The 19,400-nt window shown below is 67.9% G+C and carries 21 protein-coding genes; 12 read left to right on the plus strand and 9 right to left on the minus strand.

The window, feature by feature from the left end; genetic code table 11:
• Positions 1–6: 6 nt before the first annotated feature.
• From BLS34_RS16175 to BLS34_RS16190, 4 genes are all read left to right on the plus strand, one after another.
• Complete coding sequence (locus BLS34_RS16175; protein ID WP_028795927.1) at positions 7–231, plus strand: hypothetical protein; 225 nt, start codon at positions 7–9, stop codon at positions 229–231.
• A gap of 154 nt (positions 232–385) precedes the next feature.
• Entirely contained in the window at positions 386–775 is a 390-nt protein-coding gene (locus BLS34_RS16180; RefSeq protein WP_028795928.1) for a c-type cytochrome, read from the plus strand.
• Positions 776–844: 69 nt separating this feature from the next.
• Positions 845–1,444, plus strand: a complete 600-nt coding sequence (locus BLS34_RS16185; RefSeq protein ID WP_093151869.1) for a GNAT family N-acetyltransferase — start codon at positions 845–847, stop codon at positions 1,442–1,444.
• On the plus strand, positions 1,441–2,373 hold the full coding sequence (locus BLS34_RS16190) for a carbon-nitrogen hydrolase family protein (RefSeq protein WP_215906129.1): 933 nt from the start codon (positions 1,441–1,443) through the stop codon (positions 2,371–2,373). The genes BLS34_RS16185 and BLS34_RS16190 overlap by 4 nt, the downstream gene beginning before the upstream one ends.
• A 159-nt stretch (positions 2,374–2,532) precedes the next feature.
• Here the strand turns inward: BLS34_RS16190 and BLS34_RS16195 are convergent, their stop codons facing one another.
• Both BLS34_RS16195 and BLS34_RS16200 read right to left on the minus strand, forming a co-directional pair.
• Positions 2,533–2,880: a hypothetical protein gene (locus BLS34_RS16195; protein WP_093151872.1), complete on the minus strand. Its 348-nt coding sequence runs from the start codon at positions 2,878–2,880 to the stop codon at positions 2,533–2,535.
• Positions 2,881–3,082: 202 nt separating this feature from the next.
• Positions 3,083–3,700, minus strand: a complete 618-nt coding sequence (locus BLS34_RS16200) for a J domain-containing protein (RefSeq protein ID WP_245702000.1) — start codon at positions 3,698–3,700, stop codon at positions 3,083–3,085.
• A 346-nt stretch (positions 3,701–4,046) separates the two neighbouring features.
• Here BLS34_RS16200 and BLS34_RS16205 point away from each other — a divergent pair, with 346 nt between their 5' ends.
• On the plus strand, positions 4,047–5,750 hold the full coding sequence (locus BLS34_RS16205) for an acyl-CoA dehydrogenase family protein (RefSeq protein WP_093151875.1): 1,704 nt from the start codon (positions 4,047–4,049) through the stop codon (positions 5,748–5,750).
• A gap of 16 nt (positions 5,751–5,766) precedes the next feature.
• Here the strand turns inward: BLS34_RS16205 and phnE (BLS34_RS16210) are convergent, their stop codons facing one another.
• The 4 genes from phnE (BLS34_RS16210) to phnC all read right to left on the minus strand — a co-directional run bounded on the left by phnE (BLS34_RS16210) (position 5,767) and on the right by phnC (position 9,939).
• Complete coding sequence (gene phnE / locus BLS34_RS16210; RefSeq protein ID WP_175474257.1) at positions 5,767–7,125, minus strand: phosphonate ABC transporter, permease protein PhnE; 1,359 nt, start codon at positions 7,123–7,125, stop codon at positions 5,767–5,769.
• A 10-nt stretch (positions 7,126–7,135) separates the two neighbouring features.
• Complete coding sequence (gene phnE / locus BLS34_RS16215) at positions 7,136–7,993, minus strand: phosphonate ABC transporter, permease protein PhnE (RefSeq protein ID WP_169400897.1); 858 nt, start codon at positions 7,991–7,993, stop codon at positions 7,136–7,138.
• Positions 7,994–8,077: 84 nt separating this feature from the next.
• Positions 8,078–9,004, minus strand: coding sequence for a phosphonate ABC transporter substrate-binding protein (phnD, locus tag BLS34_RS16220; protein WP_028795933.1), 927 nt, complete (start codon positions 9,002–9,004; stop codon positions 8,078–8,080).
• A gap of 77 nt (positions 9,005–9,081) precedes the next feature.
• Complete coding sequence (phnC, locus tag BLS34_RS16225; protein ID WP_093151880.1) at positions 9,082–9,939, minus strand: phosphonate ABC transporter ATP-binding protein; 858 nt, start codon at positions 9,937–9,939, stop codon at positions 9,082–9,084.
• Positions 9,940–10,269: 330 nt separating this feature from the next.
• Between phnC and BLS34_RS16230 the strand changes: the two genes are divergently transcribed.
• The 7 genes from BLS34_RS16230 to BLS34_RS16260 all read left to right on the plus strand — a co-directional run bounded on the left by BLS34_RS16230 (position 10,270) and on the right by BLS34_RS16260 (position 16,411).
• Positions 10,270–11,085 carry a glycosyltransferase family 2 protein gene (locus BLS34_RS16230; protein ID WP_093151883.1) on the plus strand — a complete coding sequence of 272 codons (816 nt, stop codon included), beginning with the start codon at positions 10,270–10,272 and terminating at the stop codon, positions 11,083–11,085.
• Positions 11,078–11,434: a lipid-A-disaccharide synthase N-terminal domain-containing protein gene (locus BLS34_RS16235; RefSeq protein ID WP_211228987.1), complete on the plus strand. Its 357-nt coding sequence runs from the start codon at positions 11,078–11,080 to the stop codon at positions 11,432–11,434. The genes BLS34_RS16230 and BLS34_RS16235 overlap by 8 nt, the downstream gene beginning before the upstream one ends.
• Positions 11,434–12,363 (plus strand): ABC transporter substrate-binding protein, encoded by a 930-nt coding sequence (locus tag BLS34_RS16240; protein WP_038015616.1) that lies wholly within the window; start codon positions 11,434–11,436, stop codon positions 12,361–12,363. Before BLS34_RS16235 ends, BLS34_RS16240 begins: the two co-directional genes overlap by 1 nt.
• Positions 12,364–12,510: 147 nt before the next feature.
• On the plus strand, positions 12,511–13,233 hold the full coding sequence (locus BLS34_RS16245) for a hypothetical protein (protein ID WP_028795935.1): 723 nt from the start codon (positions 12,511–12,513) through the stop codon (positions 13,231–13,233).
• A gap of 43 nt (positions 13,234–13,276) precedes the next feature.
• A complete protein-coding gene (locus BLS34_RS16250; protein WP_093151885.1) occupies positions 13,277–14,026 on the plus strand; it encodes an SDR family oxidoreductase in 750 nt (249 codons plus the stop codon).
• A complete protein-coding gene (gene zapE / locus BLS34_RS16255) occupies positions 14,016–15,188 on the plus strand; it encodes a cell division protein ZapE (RefSeq protein WP_245702002.1) in 1,173 nt (390 codons plus the stop codon). Before BLS34_RS16250 ends, zapE begins: the two co-directional genes overlap by 11 nt.
• A gap of 179 nt (positions 15,189–15,367) precedes the next feature.
• Positions 15,368–16,411: a hypothetical protein gene (locus tag BLS34_RS16260; protein WP_093151890.1), complete on the plus strand. Its 1,044-nt coding sequence runs from the start codon at positions 15,368–15,370 to the stop codon at positions 16,409–16,411.
• Positions 16,412–16,441: 30 nt separating this feature from the next.
• Here the strand turns inward: BLS34_RS16260 and recR are convergent, their stop codons facing one another.
• Genes recR through BLS34_RS16275 form a run of 3 tightly spaced genes read right to left on the minus strand, consistent with a single transcriptional unit; the run spans position 16,442 to position 19,339 of the window.
• Positions 16,442–17,035, minus strand: a complete 594-nt coding sequence (gene recR / locus BLS34_RS16265) for a recombination mediator RecR (RefSeq protein WP_028795939.1) — start codon at positions 17,033–17,035, stop codon at positions 16,442–16,444.
• A 24-nt stretch (positions 17,036–17,059) separates the two neighbouring features.
• The gene (locus tag BLS34_RS16270; protein ID WP_028795940.1) at positions 17,060–17,383 is read right to left on the minus strand and encodes a YbaB/EbfC family nucleoid-associated protein; all 324 of its coding nucleotides are present in this window, start codon (positions 17,381–17,383) and stop codon (positions 17,060–17,062) included.
• 3 nt (positions 17,384–17,386) lie between these two features.
• Complete coding sequence (locus tag BLS34_RS16275) at positions 17,387–19,339, minus strand: DNA polymerase III subunit gamma/tau (RefSeq protein WP_093151892.1); 1,953 nt, start codon at positions 19,337–19,339, stop codon at positions 17,387–17,389.
• Between the last annotated feature and the right edge of the window lie 61 nt (positions 19,340–19,400).

Genomic DNA, 19,400 nt, shown 5'->3' on the forward strand with positions numbered 1-19,400 from the left:
GCAAGCATGACGGATGGACGGCCGATCAATCCGGATGTGGATTTCCAGGCGGGTCTGCTTGCCGCGAAGGTCGCCCGCCGGGTGATCTCGCTCGACGACGCGGCGGCCGAGCTGTCCGATTGGCAGACGCGGACCCTGAGCGGACCGGCGGCCGAGCAATGGCGGACGGTGGAACCCCGCTCGCTGATCGTCACCCACATGATGAACCGCCTGCTCAAGCGCGGCTACTGATCCGCCCCGAAGGCGCCGACGTAGATGAAGCCGGTTCCGACAGATCGTCGCACGGCCTGTCGGAACCGGCGGCGCAGGGCCAGAATGCGGCCCTCTCGACGGGCCGACGCGACCGCAAGAGCCGCCGCCCACCCTGCTGACGATGGAGATCTCCATGCGTAGAACCGTCCTCGCCCTCGGCCTCGCCCTCGCGGCTGGCTCGATGGCCCTCACCCCCGCCGCCTCCGCCGAGGAGGGCGATGCGGCCGCCGGCAAGAAGGTGTTCCGCAAGTGCCAGGCCTGCCACACGGTGCAGGAAGGCAAGCACCGCCAGGGCCCCTCGCTCTACGGCGTGGTCGGGCGCAAGGCGGGCACCGCCGAGGGGTTCAAGCGCTACTCCGACGCCATGAAGGCCCATGACGTGGTCTGGGACGCGGAAAGCCTGAGCACCTATCTGGAAAACCCCAAAGAGGCGGTACCCGGCAACAAGATGATCTTCGTCGGGCTGAAGGACGCCCAGGATCGCGCCGACATCATCGCCTATCTGAAGCAGGCCGCCGAGTAGCCGGTCCGCCTGCGGTTGACCCGCTGCGGCGTCGCCGGTATTGCGGCGGACGCATCAGAGGGGAACGCCATGGCCGAGGGTGACCTGCGTCTGGAGACCATGACGGGCCGCGCCGCCATCGCGCCGGCGATCGACGCGCTGGCGCATCTGCGGATCCGGGTGTTCCGCGACTGGCCTTATCTCTACGACGGCTCGGTGGCCTACGAGGCGCAGTATCTCTCGGCCTTCGCCAATTCCGACGGCGCCATCCTGGTGGCGGCCTATGCGGGGGACGCCATGGTCGGGGCCTCGACCGGGCTCCCGCTGGCCCATGAGCACGCGGATTTCTCGGCACCGCTCGCCCGGGCCGGCTACGACCCGGACGAGATCTTCTACTGTGCGGAATCCGTTCTGCTGCCGGAATGCCGGGGCCGGGGCGCCTATCGCAGCTTCTTCGAGCGGCGCGAGGCTCATGCCCGCGCCCTGGGCTTCCGCATGGCGGCCTTCTGCGGCGTGCTGCGGCCGGACGATCATCCGGCCAGGCCCGAGACCCACACGCCGCTGGACCCGATCTGGCGGCGGTTCGGCTACCGGAAGCTTGACGGCGCCGTCGCCCGGTACAGTTGGACCGATGTCGGCGACAGCGAGGAGACCGCCAAATCCATGCAGTACTGGATCAAAGAGCTGTGAGCGCCGCCCGCGCCACTCTGCGGGTCGCCGCCGCGCAGTTTCCCGTCGGCCGGCCCTCCAGCCTCGACGCCTGGGCCGCCGGGATCGAATCCTGGGTCACCGAGGCAGCCGAGGGTGGGGCCGAACTGCTGGTGTTTCCGGAATACGGCGCCCTGGAGCTCGCCTCGACCTTCGGGTTGGAGATGGAGGCGGACCTGCCCGGCCAGATCCGCGCCGTCGGGGGCCTGATCGATCAGGTCGACGCCCTGCACGCGGAGCTCGCCCGGCGCCACGGGGTGCATATCCTGGCCGCCAGCCTGCCGGTACTGGCGCCGGATCTGGGCGGGCAGCCGGTGAACCGGGCCCGGCTGATCGGCCCTCAGGGCGGCATCGGCATTCAGGACAAGCGGATCATGACGCCCTGGGAGCGGGAGATCTGGGGCGTCACCGGCAATTCGGCCGCCCGGATCTTCGACACCGAGATCGGCCGGATCGGCGTCGCCGTCTGCTACGACGGGGAGTTTCCGCTGATCGTGCGGGCCATGGTCGCCGCCGGGGCGGAGCTGATCCTGATCCCGAGCGCCACCGAGACGATCGCCGGCGCCACCCGTGTGCGCATCGCCGGCCTCGCCCGGGCGCTGGAGAACCAGGTGCCAGTGGTGACCAGCCCGACGGTTGGCGACGCACCCTGGTCCCCGGCGCTGGACAGCAATCACGGCTCGGCCGGGGTCTTCGTGCCCGCCGACAACGGCCTGCCGTCCTCCGGCATCCTCACCGAGGGCGTGTTCGACCGGCCCGGCTGGGTGCATGCGACGATCGACTTCGCTCCGATCGTCGCCGTGCGGGAAAGCGGCGGCGTGCGGGGCCGACGCGACTGGCTCGAGCAGGTCGGCGCGGCGGAAGCCGACGCTGCGGCCGCCGCCGGCGTCGAGATCGTGCGGGTGGCGTGAGTACCGACGCGGTTCTCTCTTCCACACTGCCTGGACCTGTTCCGGGCCAAGCCCGTCCGCCGCATCGCACCCTCGTTCCGTGAGGGCGAAGCGGCTCCACGGTTCGTCCCGGAACAAGTCCGGGGAGTGCGATGTTGGCGGGCTCCTAAGAGCAACCTCTTAGGCGTAGCTCTTCTGGCTGATGAGCACGCTCATGACCGGCACCATCTGGCGCATGGCGTGGCCGATCAGGTCGGCCTTCTCGCGTTCGAGCCCTTCGACCTGGAGGTCGATCAGCAGCTCGTCACGGCGGCGGCCGCTGAGGTCGCTGTGCCAGCGCGACGGGATCAGGCCGCGCTTGGCGAACAACTCCAGCACCCGGGACATGACCTGCGGGTCGGCCACGGCGGTGATGGAGAAGCAGGCCACGACAGGCTCGGCCGCGGCATTGGCGGCGGAAGCGGTGGCGGAAAAGGCGGTGGCGGCGTTGGACGAGCCCGCGTTGGGACTCAGGTGCTCGGCGAGCATGAGAAATCTCCACAGATCGGTTCCTGGCGAATAGCACTGCCCCGGCCCTCGACGAGGACCGGGCGGCTAATTCGCCGACCGATGCGGCCGTTCCCGTAGGCGGCCTGCATGTGAAGATCGTTGCTCATGCCAGAGACGCTACGGAGACCCGAAGCGGCTGTCAAGCACGCGAAATAATATTACAATCGTATGCTAACCCTCTCTAATGGGTGAGCTTATCAAGCGCCTGGTTCAATTGACTCATCCGGTCGTGGTCGCCGAAGGCGCTGTCCGGATGGTAGATCATCGCCATGCGGCGCCAGCGACGCCGGATCGTGCCCGCGTCGGGCACTGCGGTCGGCGGGAAGCCGAGGGCGAACAGCGCCTCGCCGCGGGTCTGGACCCCGTTCGGCAGCACCGGCATGGCCAGATCGGCGATCAGGCCGCGCAGGGTGGTGTTTTCTTCGGACATCTCGTCGCGCGCCCGCTCCACCGCCGCTTCCGCCTTGCGATCGGCCTCGGTGACCACCGCGAGCTGGGACTCGCCCTTGGCCATCGACAGGGCCAGGGCCAGGGCCCGCCTCAGATCCGCGTGGGCGTGACCGGCCGGCAGGCGCATCTGCAAACGCGGTTTCCGCTTCAGCACCCGGCCCCGCGACGCCCCGGACTGCAGGGCGATCCGCTCCCGGTCCCCGGGCGCCGGCTCCCCCGGGTCCACGGTCCGAGCCAAGACGTCGCGGGGGATCAGCAGGAGCACCGCCCGGGCAAGGTCCGAGGGGCTGGCCTGGCGCTGTTCGGCGAGCCGCAGGACCGCATCGCGAAAGGAGGAGGCGCAGGGCACGACGTATGCCGCCCCCGTCGCGCCGGAACCTTTTGATTTTCCTCGAATATTCTCGTCCGGCGCTGTAGTGTCGGCGGAAATCACGCTCGCTCCATATCGTAGGAACCGTTGAGAAACACACAGGATATTGAGGTGTCGGCCGGATCATATCCGTCGAGTCGGCGCCTCGCAACCAGGAACGGGGTTTCAATTCGATACTCCGTTTCGCATCCATATCAAATTGTAAACAATGGGTTAACCAACAGGGTTAACACGGCGGCTGAATGCATGGGGTCTGGACCTCCAACGCCGACTGCACCATGGTGTGGAAACCTCCGGAAACGCTAGAGAATTGGGAGATCCCAGGATGAACGGCGCCGCCGTCGAGACCTTAACCACCGAAACCACGGACGCAGATACCCTTTCGCTTGCGCGCGAGGCGGTCGATGCGGCCGAAACCGTGCTTGCGACCGCCCGCCGGCGGGTTTCGGACCTCGTGGTGGTAAACGGCCGGTTCGACGGCGCCAAAATGGAGGCGGAACAGACCGCGGTCCACGGCCTCGCCTGGCTGGCGACCACGGTGGAAGCCTTGAAACGGCTGGTTTCCTGGGCCGACGACCTCGCCGACCAGGGCCGTGCCGGCGAGACCGAGAGGCTGATCCTCGGGGTGGCCGCGGGCGAGTATCTAGGGCAGATCCGCGGCGGCATTCCGATGGCGCAGACCGAAATGCTCCGCCCTCACGACCTGGGACTCGAAGAGGAAGATCTGTCCCCGCTTACAAGCAGTTCCTGCCAGAAGTTGATGCGCTATGGTAACGGTCAGACCGCCCGCGTGGCCCTGGCCGCCCGCCTGGCGGAAGCGATGGAGGCCGGCGACCCGGATGCCTTTGGCCATCACGGGTTGGACGAGACTCTGGCCATGGTGCGCGAACAGTTCCGCCGTTTCGGCGCCGACCGGGTCGAGCCCCATGCCCATCAGTGGCATCTGGAGGACCGGCTGATCCCGATCGAGGTGGTCGAGGCCATGGCGGAGCTCGGCACCTTCGGCCTGACCGTGCCCGAGGAGTATGGCGGGCTCGGCATGGGCAAGGAGGCCATGGTGGTGGTCTCCGAGACGCTCAGCCGGGCCTATATCGGCGTCGGCTCGCTCGGCACCCGCTCGGAGATCGCCGCCGAATTGATCCGCCTGGGCGGCACCGAGGACCAGCGCGCCCACTGGCTGCCCCGGATCGCCTCGGGCGAGATCCTGCCCACGGCCGTGTTCACCGAACCCAACACGGGATCGGACCTCGCCCACCTGCGCACCCGCGCCGAGAAGGCCGGCGACGTGTGGAAGGTGAACGGCAACAAGACCTGGATCACCCACGCCGCGCGCACGGACCTGATGACGTTGCTGGTCCGCACCAAACCGGACGAAACCGGCTACCGCGGGTTGAGCATGCTGCTGGCCGAGAAGCCGCGCGGCACGGAGGAGGACCCGTTCCCCGCCGCCGGCATGAGCGGCGGCGAGATCGAGGTGCTCGGCTATCGCGGCATGAAGGAATACGAGATCGCCTTCGACGGTTTCGAGGTGCCGGTCGGTAGTCTGCTCGGCTCCGAGGAGGGGCAGGGCTTCAAGCAACTCATGGCGACCTTCGAGAGCGCGCGCATCCAGACCGCGGCCCGCGCCGTCGGCGTCGCCCAGGCGGCGATGGAACTAGGGCTTCGTTACGCCAACGAAAGAGTTCAGTTTTCCAAGAAACTTCAGGCCTTTCCCCGCGTTGCCAACAAACTCGCGCGCATGGCGGCGGAGATCGCGGCGGCCCGCGCCCTTACCTTGCACGCGGCCCGCGAGAAGGACAGCGACCGCCGTTGCGATATCGAAGCGGGGATGGCGAAGCTGTTGGCCGCCCGGGTCGCCTGGGCGTGCGCCGACGACGCCCTGCAGATCCATGGCGGCAACGGCTATGCGCTGGAGTATCCGATCAGCCGGGTGCTGTGCGACGCCCGCATCCTGAACATCTTCGAAGGGGCGGCGGAGATCCAGGCCGGCGTGATCGCCCGAGGGTTGTTAAACCCAGGGCGGAACTGAGGGCCCGAGACGACCCTCAGTCGCGTCCGGCACCGGTCAGTTTGCGCCGGAGCCAGCCGGAGGTGATGTCCATGGCGATGACCACCATCAGGGTCAGCACGATGATGTAGAGGGTGTTCTCCCAGTCCTTGCCGGTGCGCAACGTCTCGACCAGTTTCAGGCCGATGCCGCCCGCCCCCAGCGCCCCGATCACCGTCGCCGATCGGGTGTTGGATTCCAGGTAATAGAGCGACTGGGAGATGAAGACCGGCAGGATCTGCGGGATCACCCCGAAGCGGTAGCGGGCAAGCGCCCCGGCACCCGTGGACTGCATGCCCTCGACCTGCTTGTTGTCGATGTTCTCGATCGCCTCGGAGAACAGCTTGCCCAGCGTGCCGGTGTCGGTCAGCGCGATCGCAAACACGCCGGTAAGCGGGCCGAGGCCGAAGGCGCGGATGAAGATCAGCGACCAGATCAGCATGTCGACGCCGCGCACGAAGTCGAAGAAGCGGCGGATGACGAAGCGGCTGACCGGCTCGGGATTGACGTTGGCGGCCGCCATGAAAGCCAGGGGCAGGCCGACCGCGGCGGCGACCACGGTGCCCAGGAAGGCCATGATCACGGTTTCCAGCAGCGCCTTGAAGACGTCGCCGTGCTGCCAGCCCTCGTTGCCCCAGAACTCGTCGACGATGAGGGCGGCGTTGGACATCTCCGGATCGATCCGCTCGTCGGACCAGGCCAGCGCCCACAGCTCGCCCGCCGAGAGGCCGTTCAACGGCGAGCGGAAGTCGAACCAGAAATCCTCCCAACCCCAGAAATAACGGAACACCAGGATCCGTCCGGAGGTCACCTGGGCGCGCTGGAACAGGCTGAGCTTGACGTCGACCTTCTTCGGGTTGAGCTCGATCCAGGACGGCACGTCGCCCTCCCAGCTCAGGGTGTCGCCGGCGGTGACCGTGAACGGCGCGCTCATCCCCGGCCCAGTGACGGTCAGGCGCTCGCCCTCGATGACGAAGGAGTATCCGCCGCCCATGTCGATATCGACCCGGCCCTCGTTGCCGCTGGCGCCGGTGACGCCGACCCAGTCGGGCAGCGACGCCTCGTCGTATGTGGCGGTGCGTTCGCCCTCCACGGCGACCTCGAACCGGTCGCGGCGCAGGTTCTTCTCCACGTGAACCTTGTAGGCGACGCTGTCGAGACCGAGCAGGACGCCCCGGTCGAGCCGGGACTTGGCGATCAGCTCGGGAACGCCGAAGGCGAAGAAGGCGTATGCGAGATAGACCACAACCAGGACCAGCAACCCGACCGGCCAGAGAAACTGGCGCCGGTGCGTCCGCAGGACGTCGCCATAGGTGCTCTCGAGACGGCCGGCCTCATCGGCGGTGATGGCGCTCATGGCGGCCTCCTCAGCGCGCGCCGACGAACATGCCGCCGACCAGGCGCCGGCGCACATGGCCGGAGATCTGGTCGATCACCATGATCGTCAGGAACAGCAGGACGAAGAGCGCGGCGATGTCGGCGCCGTTGGCCCAGCTGATCGCCTTGCGCAGCTCGGAGCCGATGCCGCCGGCGCCGACGAAGCCGAGGATCGCCGAGGCCCGGATGTTGATCTCGAAGCGCAGCAGCATGTAGCTGGTGTAATTCGGCAGCACCTGCGGCAGCACCGCCCAGCGCATGCGCTGGGTCCAGCTCGCCCCGGCGGCGGTCATGCCCTCCAGCGGACCGCGGTCGATGTTCTCGTTGACCTCGGAGAACAGCTTGCCGAGCGCGCCGGCGGTGTGGAAGGCGACGGCGATGATCGCCGGGACCGGCGAGGACCCCAGCATGAAGATCAGGAACAGGGCGAGGATCAGCTCGGGAAAGGCGCGGGTGATGTCCATGATCCGGCGTGCCACCGGGATGATCGGCGGCCAGACCTGCAGGTCCCGCGTCGCCGCGAAAGACAGGAACACGGCGAATACCGTCCCGAAAATGGTCGCCACGGCGGCCATGTTGATGGTCTCGATCAGGGCCGGGAGATAGATCCACAGCCGCTCGAACCACCCGGTGCCGGCCTCGGCGGTCTCGGACACGATGTTGCCCGGGTAGTCGAAGAACTTCTCCAGGCCCTGGACGAAGCCTCCGGAGTTCATCTCCTCGGCGCCGATGAAGCCCAGCACGACCAGGATGGCGAAGATCGCCGCCCCGAGGCCGGTATACAGACGCCGCCGCCGCTCCAGGGAGGAGGCGTGGGCCTGCAGCTGATCGACGGTGGTCATGGCCATGGACGGGCTCGCGCGGAGGGGGAGGCGGAATACGGAACGCCGCGCGATCCAGAGAGGACCGCGCGGCGCCGGAATGGGGCAGGATTACTTGCCGATCTTCGACTTGCGGGCGGCGACGATCACTTCGTATTCCGCGTGGGTGATCGGGGCCATGCCCTTCACTTCACCCGCCATGACGCCATAGGCGCACTCGGGGTCCATGGACTCCAGGCTGGCCATCAGGCCGGTCATCAGCAGTTTGACCTTCTCCGGCAGCGCCTTACGCAGCACGATCGGGCCTTCCGGGATGACCTTCGAACGCCAGATCTCGACCAGCTGGGTCATGTCGACCAGGCCGGCATCCGCCGCCTTGCGCAGGGCGCCGGAATTGTAGCCCTCTTCCCAGGCGCCGATGCCGTCGGCCCAGGTGACGCCGGCGTCGATGTCGCCGTTGGCGACCGCGACGATGGTCTGCTCATGGCCGCCGGTGAAGACGACATCGCCGAAATACTCGCCCGGGGTCATCGGGAAGCCGGCCGCCGGGATCTCGATCGACGGGATCAGGTAGCCCGAGGTGGAGTTCGGGTCGCCGAAGCCGAACTTCTTGTCCTTCAGGTCCTCAAGGCTGGTGATGCCGCTGTCGGCGCGGGCGAAGCCGATCGAGTGGTAGCCGTAGGAGCCGTCCACGTTGATCTTCACCAGAACCGGCTCGACGGCCTCGGGATCCTCAAGATAAACGGCGGCGTAGCCGGACGCGCCGAGCCAGGCCATGTCCAGGTTGCCACCCAGCAGACCCTCGATCACGCCATTGTAGTCGGCCGGGGCGAACAGCTTGGTTTCCACGCCGAGCAGCTTCTCGGTGCGCTCGCGCAGGCACTCGTTGGACCGCAGGCGGTCGGAGGCGTTCTCGCCGCCCAGCAGGCCGATGCGGAATTCCTTGATGCCCAGATCGGCCGCGGAGACCGGCGCGGTGCCGGCGAACGCGACCAGGGCAGTGACGGCAGCGGCCGCCGCAGTGCGCAGAAAGGTCATTGGTCTTCCCCTCGCTCAGAAATGAGCCGTTTGGTGTTGGCGTCGCCGGGTCTGGCTGACCGGTACGGTCGGCGGCGTCACCCCCCGGCGGAGGCGACGGCGCTTCCGACCGCCCGCAGACGCGGGCCGTCGGAATCCTGGGAGCCCGTCTCGTCCGGGCGGTCGTTGATGGTTGTGGAGGTCGCGGCCTCGTCGAACTCGGCGCCGGCGCCGTAGATCTCGCGCGCCGCGTCGGTGGTCAGCTCGGCCGCGGTGCCGTCGAACACCACCTTTCCGCCGCGCATCCCGACAATGCGGTCGCAATAGGTCCGCGCCGTGTCCAGGGTGTGCAGGTTGCAGACGACGGTCATGCCCTCCTGGCGGTTGATGTCGCGCAGGGCGTCCATCACCAGCTTGGCGTTCATCGGGTCGAGCGAGGCGATCGGCTCGTCGGCCAGGATGATCTTCGGGTTCTGCATCAGCGCCCGGGCGATCGCCACGCGCTGCTGCTGGCCGCCGGACAGGGTCCCGGCCTGCTGCAGCGCGGTCTCGACGATGCCGAGCCGCTCCAGCGCCAGCAGCGCCTCGTGGCGCTCGGCATCGGTGAACAGCTTGAAGACGCTTTTGACGATCCCCATCGAATTGGCGCGGCCGAGCATGACGTTGGTGAGCACGTCGAGGCGCGGGATGAGGTTGAACTGCTGGAAGATCATGGCGCAGTCGGCGCGCCAGTCGAGCAGGGCCTTGCCCTTGAGGTGGCTGATGTCGCGCGGGCCGAAGCGGATCGAGCCCGCGCTGGGATCGATCATCCGGTTGGTGAGCCGCAGCAGCGTCGACTTGCCGGCACCCGACCGGCCGATGATGCCGAGCATGGTGCCCGCGTCGACCGAAACATTGACGTTGTCAACGGCGGCGTTGGCGCCGAAGCGCTTGGTAACGTTCTGATAAATCAGCATGAGGGGCGAGCGGGCCTTCGAGCGTTGCGATGAGCGTTCGTGCGGTCCGTCCGACCAACCCGCCAGCCCCACCGCGCCAAGTCGCCAGCGCGCCGGGCGGTGCCGGTCGGGCGCTGCGACTTCCCAGCATGGCCGGCGCCGACGATCGGCTCCGTCGGAAGCCCATATAGCCCGCGGTCGATGACGCTTTGTTTGCAGTCGCGTTGCGATTTGGAGACTCAACGGGAACCGGAAGCCTGCCCGCGGCGTACTCCCTGCGTGATCTTCCTTGAAACTCGGACCCTTGCGGGGCTATCAGGGCGCCGACGTCAATACTGAAAGACCACGCCCGTGCCGGAGACATCCACCGCGCCGGCCGAGACCCCGCATACCGCGCCCGCGAGCGATCCGCTCCTGTCGGTGGTCGTCCCGGTCCTGAACGAGGAGGCCAATGTGGGTCCGCTGATCGCCGAGATCCGCGGCGCCCTCGACTCTGTGTGTGCGTATGAGATCGTGTTCGTCGATGATGGCTCGACCGACTCGACCGGCGCGAAACTGGCGGAACTGCGGGGTGACGTGAAGGAACTTCGGGTACTGACCCATTCCAGGCGCTCGGGACAGAGTGCCGGCCTGCGCAGCGGCATCACCGCCGCGCGCGGCCGTCTCGTCGCGACCCTGGACGGCGACGGCCAGAACGATCCGGCGGACATCCCGGCCCTGCTCAAGGCCTGGCAGGACGACCAGGAGGCCACGCCGCTGATGGTGACCGGCCACCGGGTGAACCGGCGCGACACCTGGGCCAAGCGCCGGGCTTCGCGCATCGCCAACGCCCTGCGCCGCGCCATGCTGGGGGACGACAACCCGGATACCGGCTGTTCGCTGAAGCTGTTCGAGCGCGCGCTGTTCCTGCGGTTTCCCTATTTCGATCACATGCACCGCTTCATGCCGGCCCTGGCGAAGCGCGAAGGCGCGCGGGTGACCGTCGTGCCGGTCAACCACCGCGCCCGGCATGCCGGGACATCGAAGTACCGGATCTTCGACCGGCTGGCCGTGGGCATCCCCGATCTGTTGGGCATGGTCTGGCTCATGCAGCGCGCGCCCGCCGACGTTGCGGTACGCGAGTCGGACGACAGCGCCACGGTCAGCGACGGAGCGACCCATGCTTGACACCCTCGCCGACAAGCTCATCGGCGCCTTCACCGGCATGTCGACGGAAGAGATCGTGATGGTCTGCGTCGGTTTCGGCGGTCAGGCCATGTTCACGATGCGGTTCCTGATCCAGTGGCTGAAGAGCGAGATCAGCCGCAAGAGCGTCATCCCCATCGCCTTCTGGTATTTCTCGCTCGCCGGCGGTGCTACACTGTTCGTCTACGCTCTGTGGCGCCAGGATCCGGTCTTCATCCTGGGCCAGGGAACCGGCCTTTTCATCTACGCCCGAAATCTCTGGCTTATCCACCGGGAACGCCGCGAGACCGAAGCCGCCGCCCGGGAATCCGCCAGAGAAGCAGTGCAATAATGGCCCCACGCATCGTCTCGTTGCTGCCGAGTGCGACCGAAGTCGTCACCGCCCTGGGTATGGGCGAGCACCTGGTGGGGCGCAGTCACGAATGCGACTACCCCGCAGAGGTGGTCGATGTTCCGGTGATGACCCGGCCGCGGATCAATCCGGCCAAGCCGTCGCGGGGTCTGCACCGTCAGGTCTCCAAGCTGATCACCAAGGCGCTGTCGGTGTTCGAGGTCGATGCCGACGCGCTGAAGGCGGCCAAGCCCGACATCATCCTGACCCAGCACCAGTGCACGGCCTGCGCGGTTTCCGAGGCCGACCTGAACGCGGCGCTGGCGACCTGGACCGGCAGCCAGCCCGTCGTGGTCTCCGTCGCCCCGGAGACCCTGGATCAGGTCTGGCGCAGTTTCGGCACGATGGCCGACGCCTTCGATCTGCGCTGGGCCGGCAACGAGCTGGCGGAGCGGGCGCGCGAGCGGGTCGAGATCATCGCCATGCGCGGCGCCGCGCTGGATCCGAAGCCGACCATCGCCTGCGTCGAATGGATCGATCCGCCGATGATCGCCGGCAACTGGGTGCCGGAGCTGGTGACCGCCGCCGGCGGCGTGCCGGTCATGGCGAAGAAGGGCCAGCACTCCGAATTCACCACCCTGTCCAAGCTCGCCAAGTCGGACCCGGACGCGATGATCTTCATGCCCTGCGGCTTCGACCTCGCCCGCACCATGGAGGAGGCGGCCCCCTTCATCGCCCGCCCGACCATCGCGGCGATGCGGGCGGTGCGGCAGAAGAAGCTCTGGGCGGTCGACGGCAACGCCTATTTCAACCGACCCGGCCCGCGGCTGGTCACCTCGCTTGAGATCCTGGCCGAGATCCTGAATCCCGGCGCCTTCAACTTCTCCCGCGAGGGCACCGCCTGGGCCACGGTCGCCGGATCGTCGTAACCGACCGCCAGGACCGCACAGGGATGGCACCGCGCCGGTACCGTGGCGGAACCTATCGTGACGGAACCGTCGCCGGATTGCCTTCATTTCGCCCTCTGGCTATGGTCGCCTCACGGTCCGAAATCACCTGACCGTGAGGAACTTTCCATGCGCCTTCCCTTAGCCGCCCTGCTCGCCGCCTCGCTTCTCCTCGCCGCCCCCGTGCAGGCCGAGGAAGCCGGCCCGATCACCCGCCAGGGTGTCGCCGACGACGAGGTCGTGATGATGCTGGAGGTCGAGGACTGGGTCGAGACGACCACCGCCACCGTGCGCATCTCCGCCGATCTGGCCGTCGAGGCCGGGACCTTCGGCGCCGCCCGCGACGAACTGGTCTCCACCCTTCAGGGCTTCGGCATCGACACCACCTGGCGGATCGTCCAGTTCAGCAAGCAGGCCGACGATGCCGGGTTCGAGCGGTGGAGCGTGACGGCCGAGGCCCGGCTGCCGGAAGCCGCCCTGTCGGATCTCTCGGCCAAGGCCAAGGGTGCCACCAAGCCGGGCCGTTCGCTGACCGTCGCCTCGATCGACTACTCGCCGACCATGGCGGAACGCGAGGCCGTCACCGACAGCCTGCGCACGCGTGTCTATGAGCGGGTCGGCAAGGAGATCGCCGCCCTGAACGCGGCCTTCGCCGATCGCAGCTTCCGGGTGCGCATGATCGATTTCACCCAGTCCTACCGCCCGGTGCCCATGGCCAAGGCGGAGATGCAGATGATGCGCTCCGACATGCCCCAGTCCGCCTCGGGCGGCGGCAGCGGTCTGGCCGGCGCCGAGAAGGCGAGCATCACCGCGCGGGTCCACCTGGCCGCCACCGCGCCGGCCGCTCAATAAGCCCGCCACTGGCGACGGGCACAGCTAAACGGGGGAATTCGCGATGTCCGACAAGGTCCTGATCGTCACCGGAGGCTCGCGCGGCATCGGCGCCGCGACCTGCCGCCTTGCCGCGGCCCAGGGCTGGGACGTCGCGATCAACTACACCGCCAACGCGACCGCCGCCGAGGCGGTCGCCAAACAGGTGACGGATGCCGGCCGGCGGGCGATCACCGTCAAGGGCGACATGGCCAGCGAGGCCGACATCCTGTCCCTGTTCGAGACGGCGGAGAAGGAACTGGGCCCGGTCGGCGGCGTCGTCGCCAATGCCGGCATCACCGGCAAGATCACCCGGGTCGAGGACATGAGCACCGCGGCCATGCAGGAGGTGATCAACCTCAACGTCATCGGCCTGATGATCACCAACCGCGAGGCGGTCCGCCGCATGTCGACCAAGCGCGGCGGCAAGGGCGGCCCGATCGTCAACACCTCCTCCATCGCGCCGCGTGTCGGCTCGCCGAACGAGTTCGTGCATTACGCCGCCTCCAAGGGCGCGGTCGATGCCTGGACCCTCGGCCTCGCCCGCGAGGTCGCCGGCGAAGGCATCCGAGTGAACGCCGTGGCCCCGGGCATGATCGACACCGACATCCACGCCACCGCCGGTGCGCCCGACCGGGCTTCGCGTCTCGGCGCCCTGGTGCCGATCGGCCGGGCCGGCACCGCCGAGGAGGTCGCCGAGGCCATCGTCTGGCTGCTGTCGGACCACGCCGCCTATTGTGTCGGAACCGTCCTGGAAGTGAATGGTGGCCGCTGACGGTGCGCAGAAGCTGGTCGTCGACTGCTCCGCTGTTCCCGACGGCCGGCCCCTGGAGCGATATGCCGCGCTGCTGAAGGCCGGCGCGATCACCGCGGATCCGGATCAGGAGGAGGCCGCCAGGCGACTCGACGCGCTTGCCGAGGCGGTTACCGGCTGGCGCGCGAAGTCGCCGAAGGGCGGCGGACTGGTCCGCCGCTTCCTGGGCGGCTGGGATTCCGGCAAGGCGGAGGTACCGCGCGGCGTCTACCTCTACGGTCCGGTCGGGCGGGGCAAGTCCATGCTGATGGACCTGTTCTTCGACGCCGCCGAGGTGGCGCACAAGCGGCGCGTCCATTTCCACGAGTTCATGCAGGAGGCGCACAGCCTCATCCACCACATCCGCCAGCGCGGCATCGGCGGCGAGATGCCCTTCGCCCGCGCCGCCCAGGAGATCGCGCGCGACGCGCATCTGCTGTGCTTCGACGAGATGGAGGTGCGCGACATCGCCGACGCGATGATTCTCTCGCGGCTGTTCACCGCCCTGTTCGAGCGCGGCGTGATCGTCGTCGCCACCTCGAACCGGCATCCGGACGAACTCTATAAGAACGGGCTGCAGCGCGAGCGCTTCCTGCCCTTCATCGAACTGGTGAAAGCGCGGCTCGACATCGTCGATCTCGGCGAGGGCACCGACTACCGCCTCGACCGGCTTGTGGGCGAGAAGGTCTACGTGACCCCCGCGGATGCCGCGGCCGAAAGGACCCTCGACCACCTGTTCGCCGAGATGACCGGCGGCGCCGTCCCCGAGCCGGATGTGGTGATCGTCCATGGCCGGGAAATGCCGGTCGAGCGCGCCGCCAAGGGCGTCGCCCGGTTCCAGTTCGAGGATCTGTGCGCCAAGCCGCTCGGTCCGGCCGATTTTTTGGCCCTGGCGAAGAAGTATCGCGCAATCGTGATCGACGGCATCCCGACCATGAGCGACGCCATCCGCGATCAGGCGCGCCGCTTCATGATGCTGATCGACGCGCTCTATGAACGGCACACCACCCTGGTCTGTTCGGCGGCGGACGAGCCGGAGGCGCTCTACGCCGGCTCCGACTGGGGGTTTGAGTTCGACAGGACGATCTCGCGCCTTATGGAAATGCGGTCCGAAGACTACGTCTCAAAACCCCATCGTCCATAAGGGCTCCGCCCGAGGCGCGATTTAATACTTCGCACCACGCGGATATGGCGAGATGCATTGCGTTTTGCGGAAATTTCCCTAAAAGACTTTGAATATTACGATGATCGTCTGCAGACTGTCGCCGGGACGATGCTTTGACAAAGCTTTATTGAGCGGCGACTGGGGAGAGCGACAATTCCATGCCCGATGCGACCGGCATGATCCACGAGATAGCGGAATACGATCGGGATTCGATCCACACACTTCCGCTTGCGATCGTACCGATTAAGACAGCCGCCATGCGCTCCGCGCGTCTGATCCGCAACGTGCGCCTGGAAACCCGCATCGAGCTGTTTCGCGAGAAGGGCATGGGGTCGGGACAGATCGCCGTCGAGGAAGTGCCGGACTTCTTCCCCGACCAGGGCGATCTGAAGGACGACATCCTGCTGCTGCGCCGGCTCAGCCAGCTTCCGGCCTTCGACCCCTATACCCTGCGGATCGGCCTGCGCCAGGCCGGCGTGGATATCCTCAGCCTGGACGCCTTCCAACTCTCGAGCGCCAAGAAGCGGGAACTGATGCCGCTGATGCAGAACATCACGCGACCGTTGATGCAGCATCTCTACGGCGATGGCGACGCCGCCGGGCCGAACGATCTGGAGACCCTGATCGAGCGGGTGGCGACCCCCGACACGGCCGTGGTCCGCAAGCGCATCGACAGCATGGCCAACGGTCTCGGCATCGGCGTCGAACAGCTCCCGGACATGCTGGAGAGCTATGGCGACACCTATCTGGCGCTGTCCTATTACCGCAGCTACTTCCTGTACTGCCTGCCGGCGGTGAACCGCCTGCTGTCCTGGATCGGCGATGTGAAGGATTCCGGCAACCTGCGCCACGACCAGTCGATGCAGAAGGCGATCGCCCGGGTGGAGGAGATCCTGACCTTCGTCTCCAACTCGGTGACGCGCCGGTTCAATGGTTTCGACCGCGAAACGGTCGTGCGCTGGGATCAGGTGACCGTCGAGACTTTCAACGCCGTGCGCGGCGCCATCTCCCGCCACCAGCGCAGTCTGGCCGAAGTGCTCTGCGGCCTGACGGTCAAGGTCTACGAGTGGGAGCAGAAGTTCCCGAGCGGCGGCGGCAGTCCGGACAAGCGCGCCGATTTCGTCGCCGCCGAGGTGAAGCCGGGTCTCGACCGGCTCTGGGCCATGGAGCGCCGGGCGCCCAAATTCGCCAACGCCGCCTGACCGCAGGCGATCAAACGTATAACCGTCGCGTCAGACGCTCTGCCGGGCCTTCATCGCCTGGGTCAGGGTGCCGTCGTCGAGATAATCCAATTCGCCCCCGACCGGCACGCCATGGGCCAGGCGGGAGACCGCGACATGGGCTCCCGCCAACCGGTCGGCGATGTAATGGGCGGTGGTCTGACCGTCGACCGTGGCGTTCATCGCCAGCACGACCTCGGTCACTTCCGCCGTATCGGCGCGGGCGACCAGGCTCTCGATGTTCAGATCCTCCGGACCGACCCCGTCCAGGGCGGAGAGCACGCCGCCGATGACGTGATAGCGCCCCTTGAAGGCCGCCGCCCGCTCCAGGGCCCAGACGTCGCCCACATCCTCGACCACGCAGATCAGGCCCGGATCGCGGCGCACGTCCTGGCAGATCGCGCAGGGATCGGTGGTGTCGAAATTGCCGCAAGTCCGGCAGGTCCGGATCGACCGCGCCGCCGCCGCAAGGGCCTCGGCCAGCGGCAGCATCAGCGACTCGCGCCGCTGCATCAGGTGCAGAACCCCCCGGCGGGCCGACCGGGGGCCAAGGCCCGGCAGCTTCGCCAGAAGATGCATCACTCTATCGAGATCGCCAGCGGCCATTGGTGCGCGTCCGATCCGCCGTTGTCAAAACGGCAGCTTGAAGCCGGGCGGCAGCGGCAGGCCGCCGGTGAGTTCCTTCATCTGCTCGGCCTGCAGCGTCTCCGCCTTGGCGCGGGCATCGTTCAGCGCGGCGACCAGCAGGTCCTCCAGCACCTCGGTCTCGGTGGCGTCCATCAGCGCCGGATCGATCTTGATCTTCCGGGCCGAACCCTTGGCCGTCATGGTGACCGACACCATGCCGCCGCCGGCGGTGCCCTCGATCTCCGTCTGCTCCATCCGCTCCTGCATTTCCTGCATGCGGGTCTGCATTTCCTGGGCCTGCTTCATCATCTGGCCGAGATTTTTCATCGCCTACGCCTCGTTTGCTTGACCCGCCCGGAGCGGGTCAGGGGACATATCGCTTTGCAGGTCGGCCGCCTCCGGTTCGGGCGCGGCCAGTTCGACCACCGTGTCTATCTCAGCGCCGGGGAACAGTTCCAGCACCTTGGCGACCACCGGGTGGGCCGCGAGTTCGGCCTGAACGGCCGCCTTCTGTGCCGCCTTCTGCTCGCGCAGGGTCGGACCGCCCTCCTGGTCGGAGATCTCGACGGTCCAGTCGCGCCCGGTCCAGCGCTGCAGATGACCGGCCAGCAACCCGATCAACCGGGAATCAACGCCCTTCTGCGGCCGCAGTTCCAAACGACCGGGTTCGACGGCGACCGGATGCACCTTGTTGGTCAACGTCGCGCCCAGGATCGCCTCGCCCCGGCGGAAGGCCAGTTCGGCCACGCCGGCGAAGTCGGTCGGCACCGGATCCAGAGCATCGTCGGGATCGCCGGCCGGCCCCTCGTCATCCTCGGGGGGCGGGCCGGCGGTGACGAAATCCGGCACACCATCGTCCGCGTAGCCCGGACCGTCGAAATCGCCGCCGGGATCGGCCGCCATCCCGTAGTCGGAGGACACGTGGTCCGGCACCGGATCGGGCGCCGGGGCCATCTGCGGCGACGCCGCGGGCGGCGGGGCGGCGGCAACCGTCGCCGCAGTGGCGGCGGGCATCGAGGGGGGTGCAACGGAGGCAGACGGACCGGCGGCGGCGGGCGCCGGCGCGGACGGGGCGGCGCCACCGGCCGGCAGCGCCGCACCGTCGGTCAGCATCCGCACCAGATCGGCGGGGTCGGGCATGTCGGCGCTATGGGCGACGCGGATGAGCACCATCTCGGCGGCGGCGATCGGCACCGGGGCGGTCTGCACCTCGCCCAGGCCCTTGGCCAGCATCTGCCAGGTGCGGGTCAGCGACGGTACCGCCAGAGTCTCGGCCAGCGCCTTGCCGCGCTCGCGCTCGGATTCGCCCAGATCGTTCGCCCCCGCCGCCTGCGGCGCGGCCTTCATCCGGGTGATCGCGTGGGTCAGTTCCATCAGGTCCTGGATCACCACGACCGGATCGGCCCCGCCGTCATACAGCTCCGACAGCACGGTGAGACCATCGGCGATCCGCCCGGCCATCACCGCCTCGAACAGGTCGTAGATCCGCACCCGGTCGACCAGGCCCAGCATGTCGCGCACGCCCTCGACCGTGACCGGTCCGGAGGCCAGCGCGATCGCCTGGTCCAGGATCGACAGCCCGTCGCGGGCGGAGCCGTCGGCGGCGCGGGCCACCAGCCGCAGCGCCTCGGCCTCGGCCTCCACGCCCTCGTCCCGGCAGACCCGCTCGAACAGCTCGACCAGCAGGGCGATGTCGATACGCCGCAGGTCGAAGCGCTGGCAGCGCGACAGCACCGTGATCGGCACCTTGCGGATCTCGGTGGTGGCGAAGATGAACTTGGCGTGTTCCGGCGGCTCCTCCAGCGTCTTCAGCAGCGCGTTGAAGGCGTTCTTGGAGAGCATGTGCACTTCGTCGACGATGTAGACCTTGTAGCGGCCGGCCACCGGCCGGTAGCGCACGTTCTCGATCAGCTCGCGCACGTCGTCGACGCCGGTATGCGAGGCGGCGTCCATCTCCAGCACGTCGACATGCCGGTCCTCGGCGATGGCGCGGCAGTTGTCGCACACCCCGCAGGGCTTCATGGTCGGCCCGCCCTGGCCGTCCGGACCGATGCAGTTCAGGCCCTTGGCGATGATCCGGGCGGTGGTGGTCTTGCCGACCCCGCGCACGCCGGTCAGCACGAAGGCATGGTGCACCCGGTTCTGCTCGAAGGCGTTGCGCAGGGTGCGCACGAGCGCGTCCTGGCCCTTCAGATCGTCGAAGGTCTGGGGCCGGTATTTCCGCGCCAATACCCGATACTCGCTCGGGGCGGCGTCCTGGGCGGAGGGCGGGGCGTCGTTCATCGCGCGATCATAGGGCGGCGTCCCCGCACATGAAAGAACGCGATCCCCGATTTCTCAGGGA

It is taken from the genome of Thalassobaculum litoreum DSM 18839 (assembly GCF_900102465.1).
In the GTDB taxonomy this organism is placed as follows: Bacteria; Pseudomonadota; Alphaproteobacteria; order Thalassobaculales; family Thalassobaculaceae; genus Thalassobaculum; species Thalassobaculum litoreum.

Bases quoted from the DNA above. Each gene is read 5' to 3' on its own strand.
- BLS34_RS16175 (WP_028795927.1), top strand. From the start codon at position 7: ATGACGGATGGACGGCCGATCAATCCGGATGTGGATTTCCAGGCGGGT.
- BLS34_RS16180 (WP_028795928.1), top strand. From the start codon at position 386: ATGCGTAGAACCGTCCTCGCCCTCGGCCTCGCCCTCGCGGCTGGCTCG.
- BLS34_RS16185 (WP_093151869.1), top strand. From the start codon at position 845: ATGGCCGAGGGTGACCTGCGTCTGGAGACCATGACGGGCCGCGCCGCC.
- BLS34_RS16195 (WP_093151872.1), bottom strand. From the start codon at position 2,880: ATGCTCGCCGAGCACCTGAGTCCCAACGCGGGCTCGTCCAACGCCGCC.
- BLS34_RS16205 (WP_093151875.1), top strand. From the start codon at position 4,047: ATGAACGGCGCCGCCGTCGAGACCTTAACCACCGAAACCACGGACGCA.
- phnE (WP_175474257.1), bottom strand. From the start codon at position 7,125: ATGAGCGCCATCACCGCCGATGAGGCCGGCCGTCTCGAGAGCACCTAT.
- phnE (WP_169400897.1), bottom strand. From the start codon at position 7,993: ATGGCCATGACCACCGTCGATCAGCTGCAGGCCCACGCCTCCTCCCTG.
- phnD (WP_028795933.1), bottom strand. From the start codon at position 9,004: ATGACCTTTCTGCGCACTGCGGCGGCCGCTGCCGTCACTGCCCTGGTC.
- phnC (WP_093151880.1), bottom strand. From the start codon at position 9,939: ATGCTGATTTATCAGAACGTTACCAAGCGCTTCGGCGCCAACGCCGCC.
- BLS34_RS16235 (WP_211228987.1), top strand. From the start codon at position 11,078: ATGCTTGACACCCTCGCCGACAAGCTCATCGGCGCCTTCACCGGCATG.
- BLS34_RS16240 (WP_038015616.1), top strand. From the start codon at position 11,434: ATGGCCCCACGCATCGTCTCGTTGCTGCCGAGTGCGACCGAAGTCGTC.
- BLS34_RS16245 (WP_028795935.1), top strand. From the start codon at position 12,511: ATGCGCCTTCCCTTAGCCGCCCTGCTCGCCGCCTCGCTTCTCCTCGCC.
- BLS34_RS16250 (WP_093151885.1), top strand. From the start codon at position 13,277: ATGTCCGACAAGGTCCTGATCGTCACCGGAGGCTCGCGCGGCATCGGC.
- BLS34_RS16260 (WP_093151890.1), top strand. From the start codon at position 15,368: ATGCCCGATGCGACCGGCATGATCCACGAGATAGCGGAATACGATCGG.
- recR (WP_028795939.1), bottom strand. From the start codon at position 17,035: ATGGCCGCTGGCGATCTCGATAGAGTGATGCATCTTCTGGCGAAGCTG.
- BLS34_RS16270 (WP_028795940.1), bottom strand. From the start codon at position 17,383: ATGAAAAATCTCGGCCAGATGATGAAGCAGGCCCAGGAAATGCAGACC.
- BLS34_RS16275 (WP_093151892.1), bottom strand. From the start codon at position 19,339: ATGAACGACGCCCCGCCCTCCGCCCAGGACGCCGCCCCGAGCGAGTAT.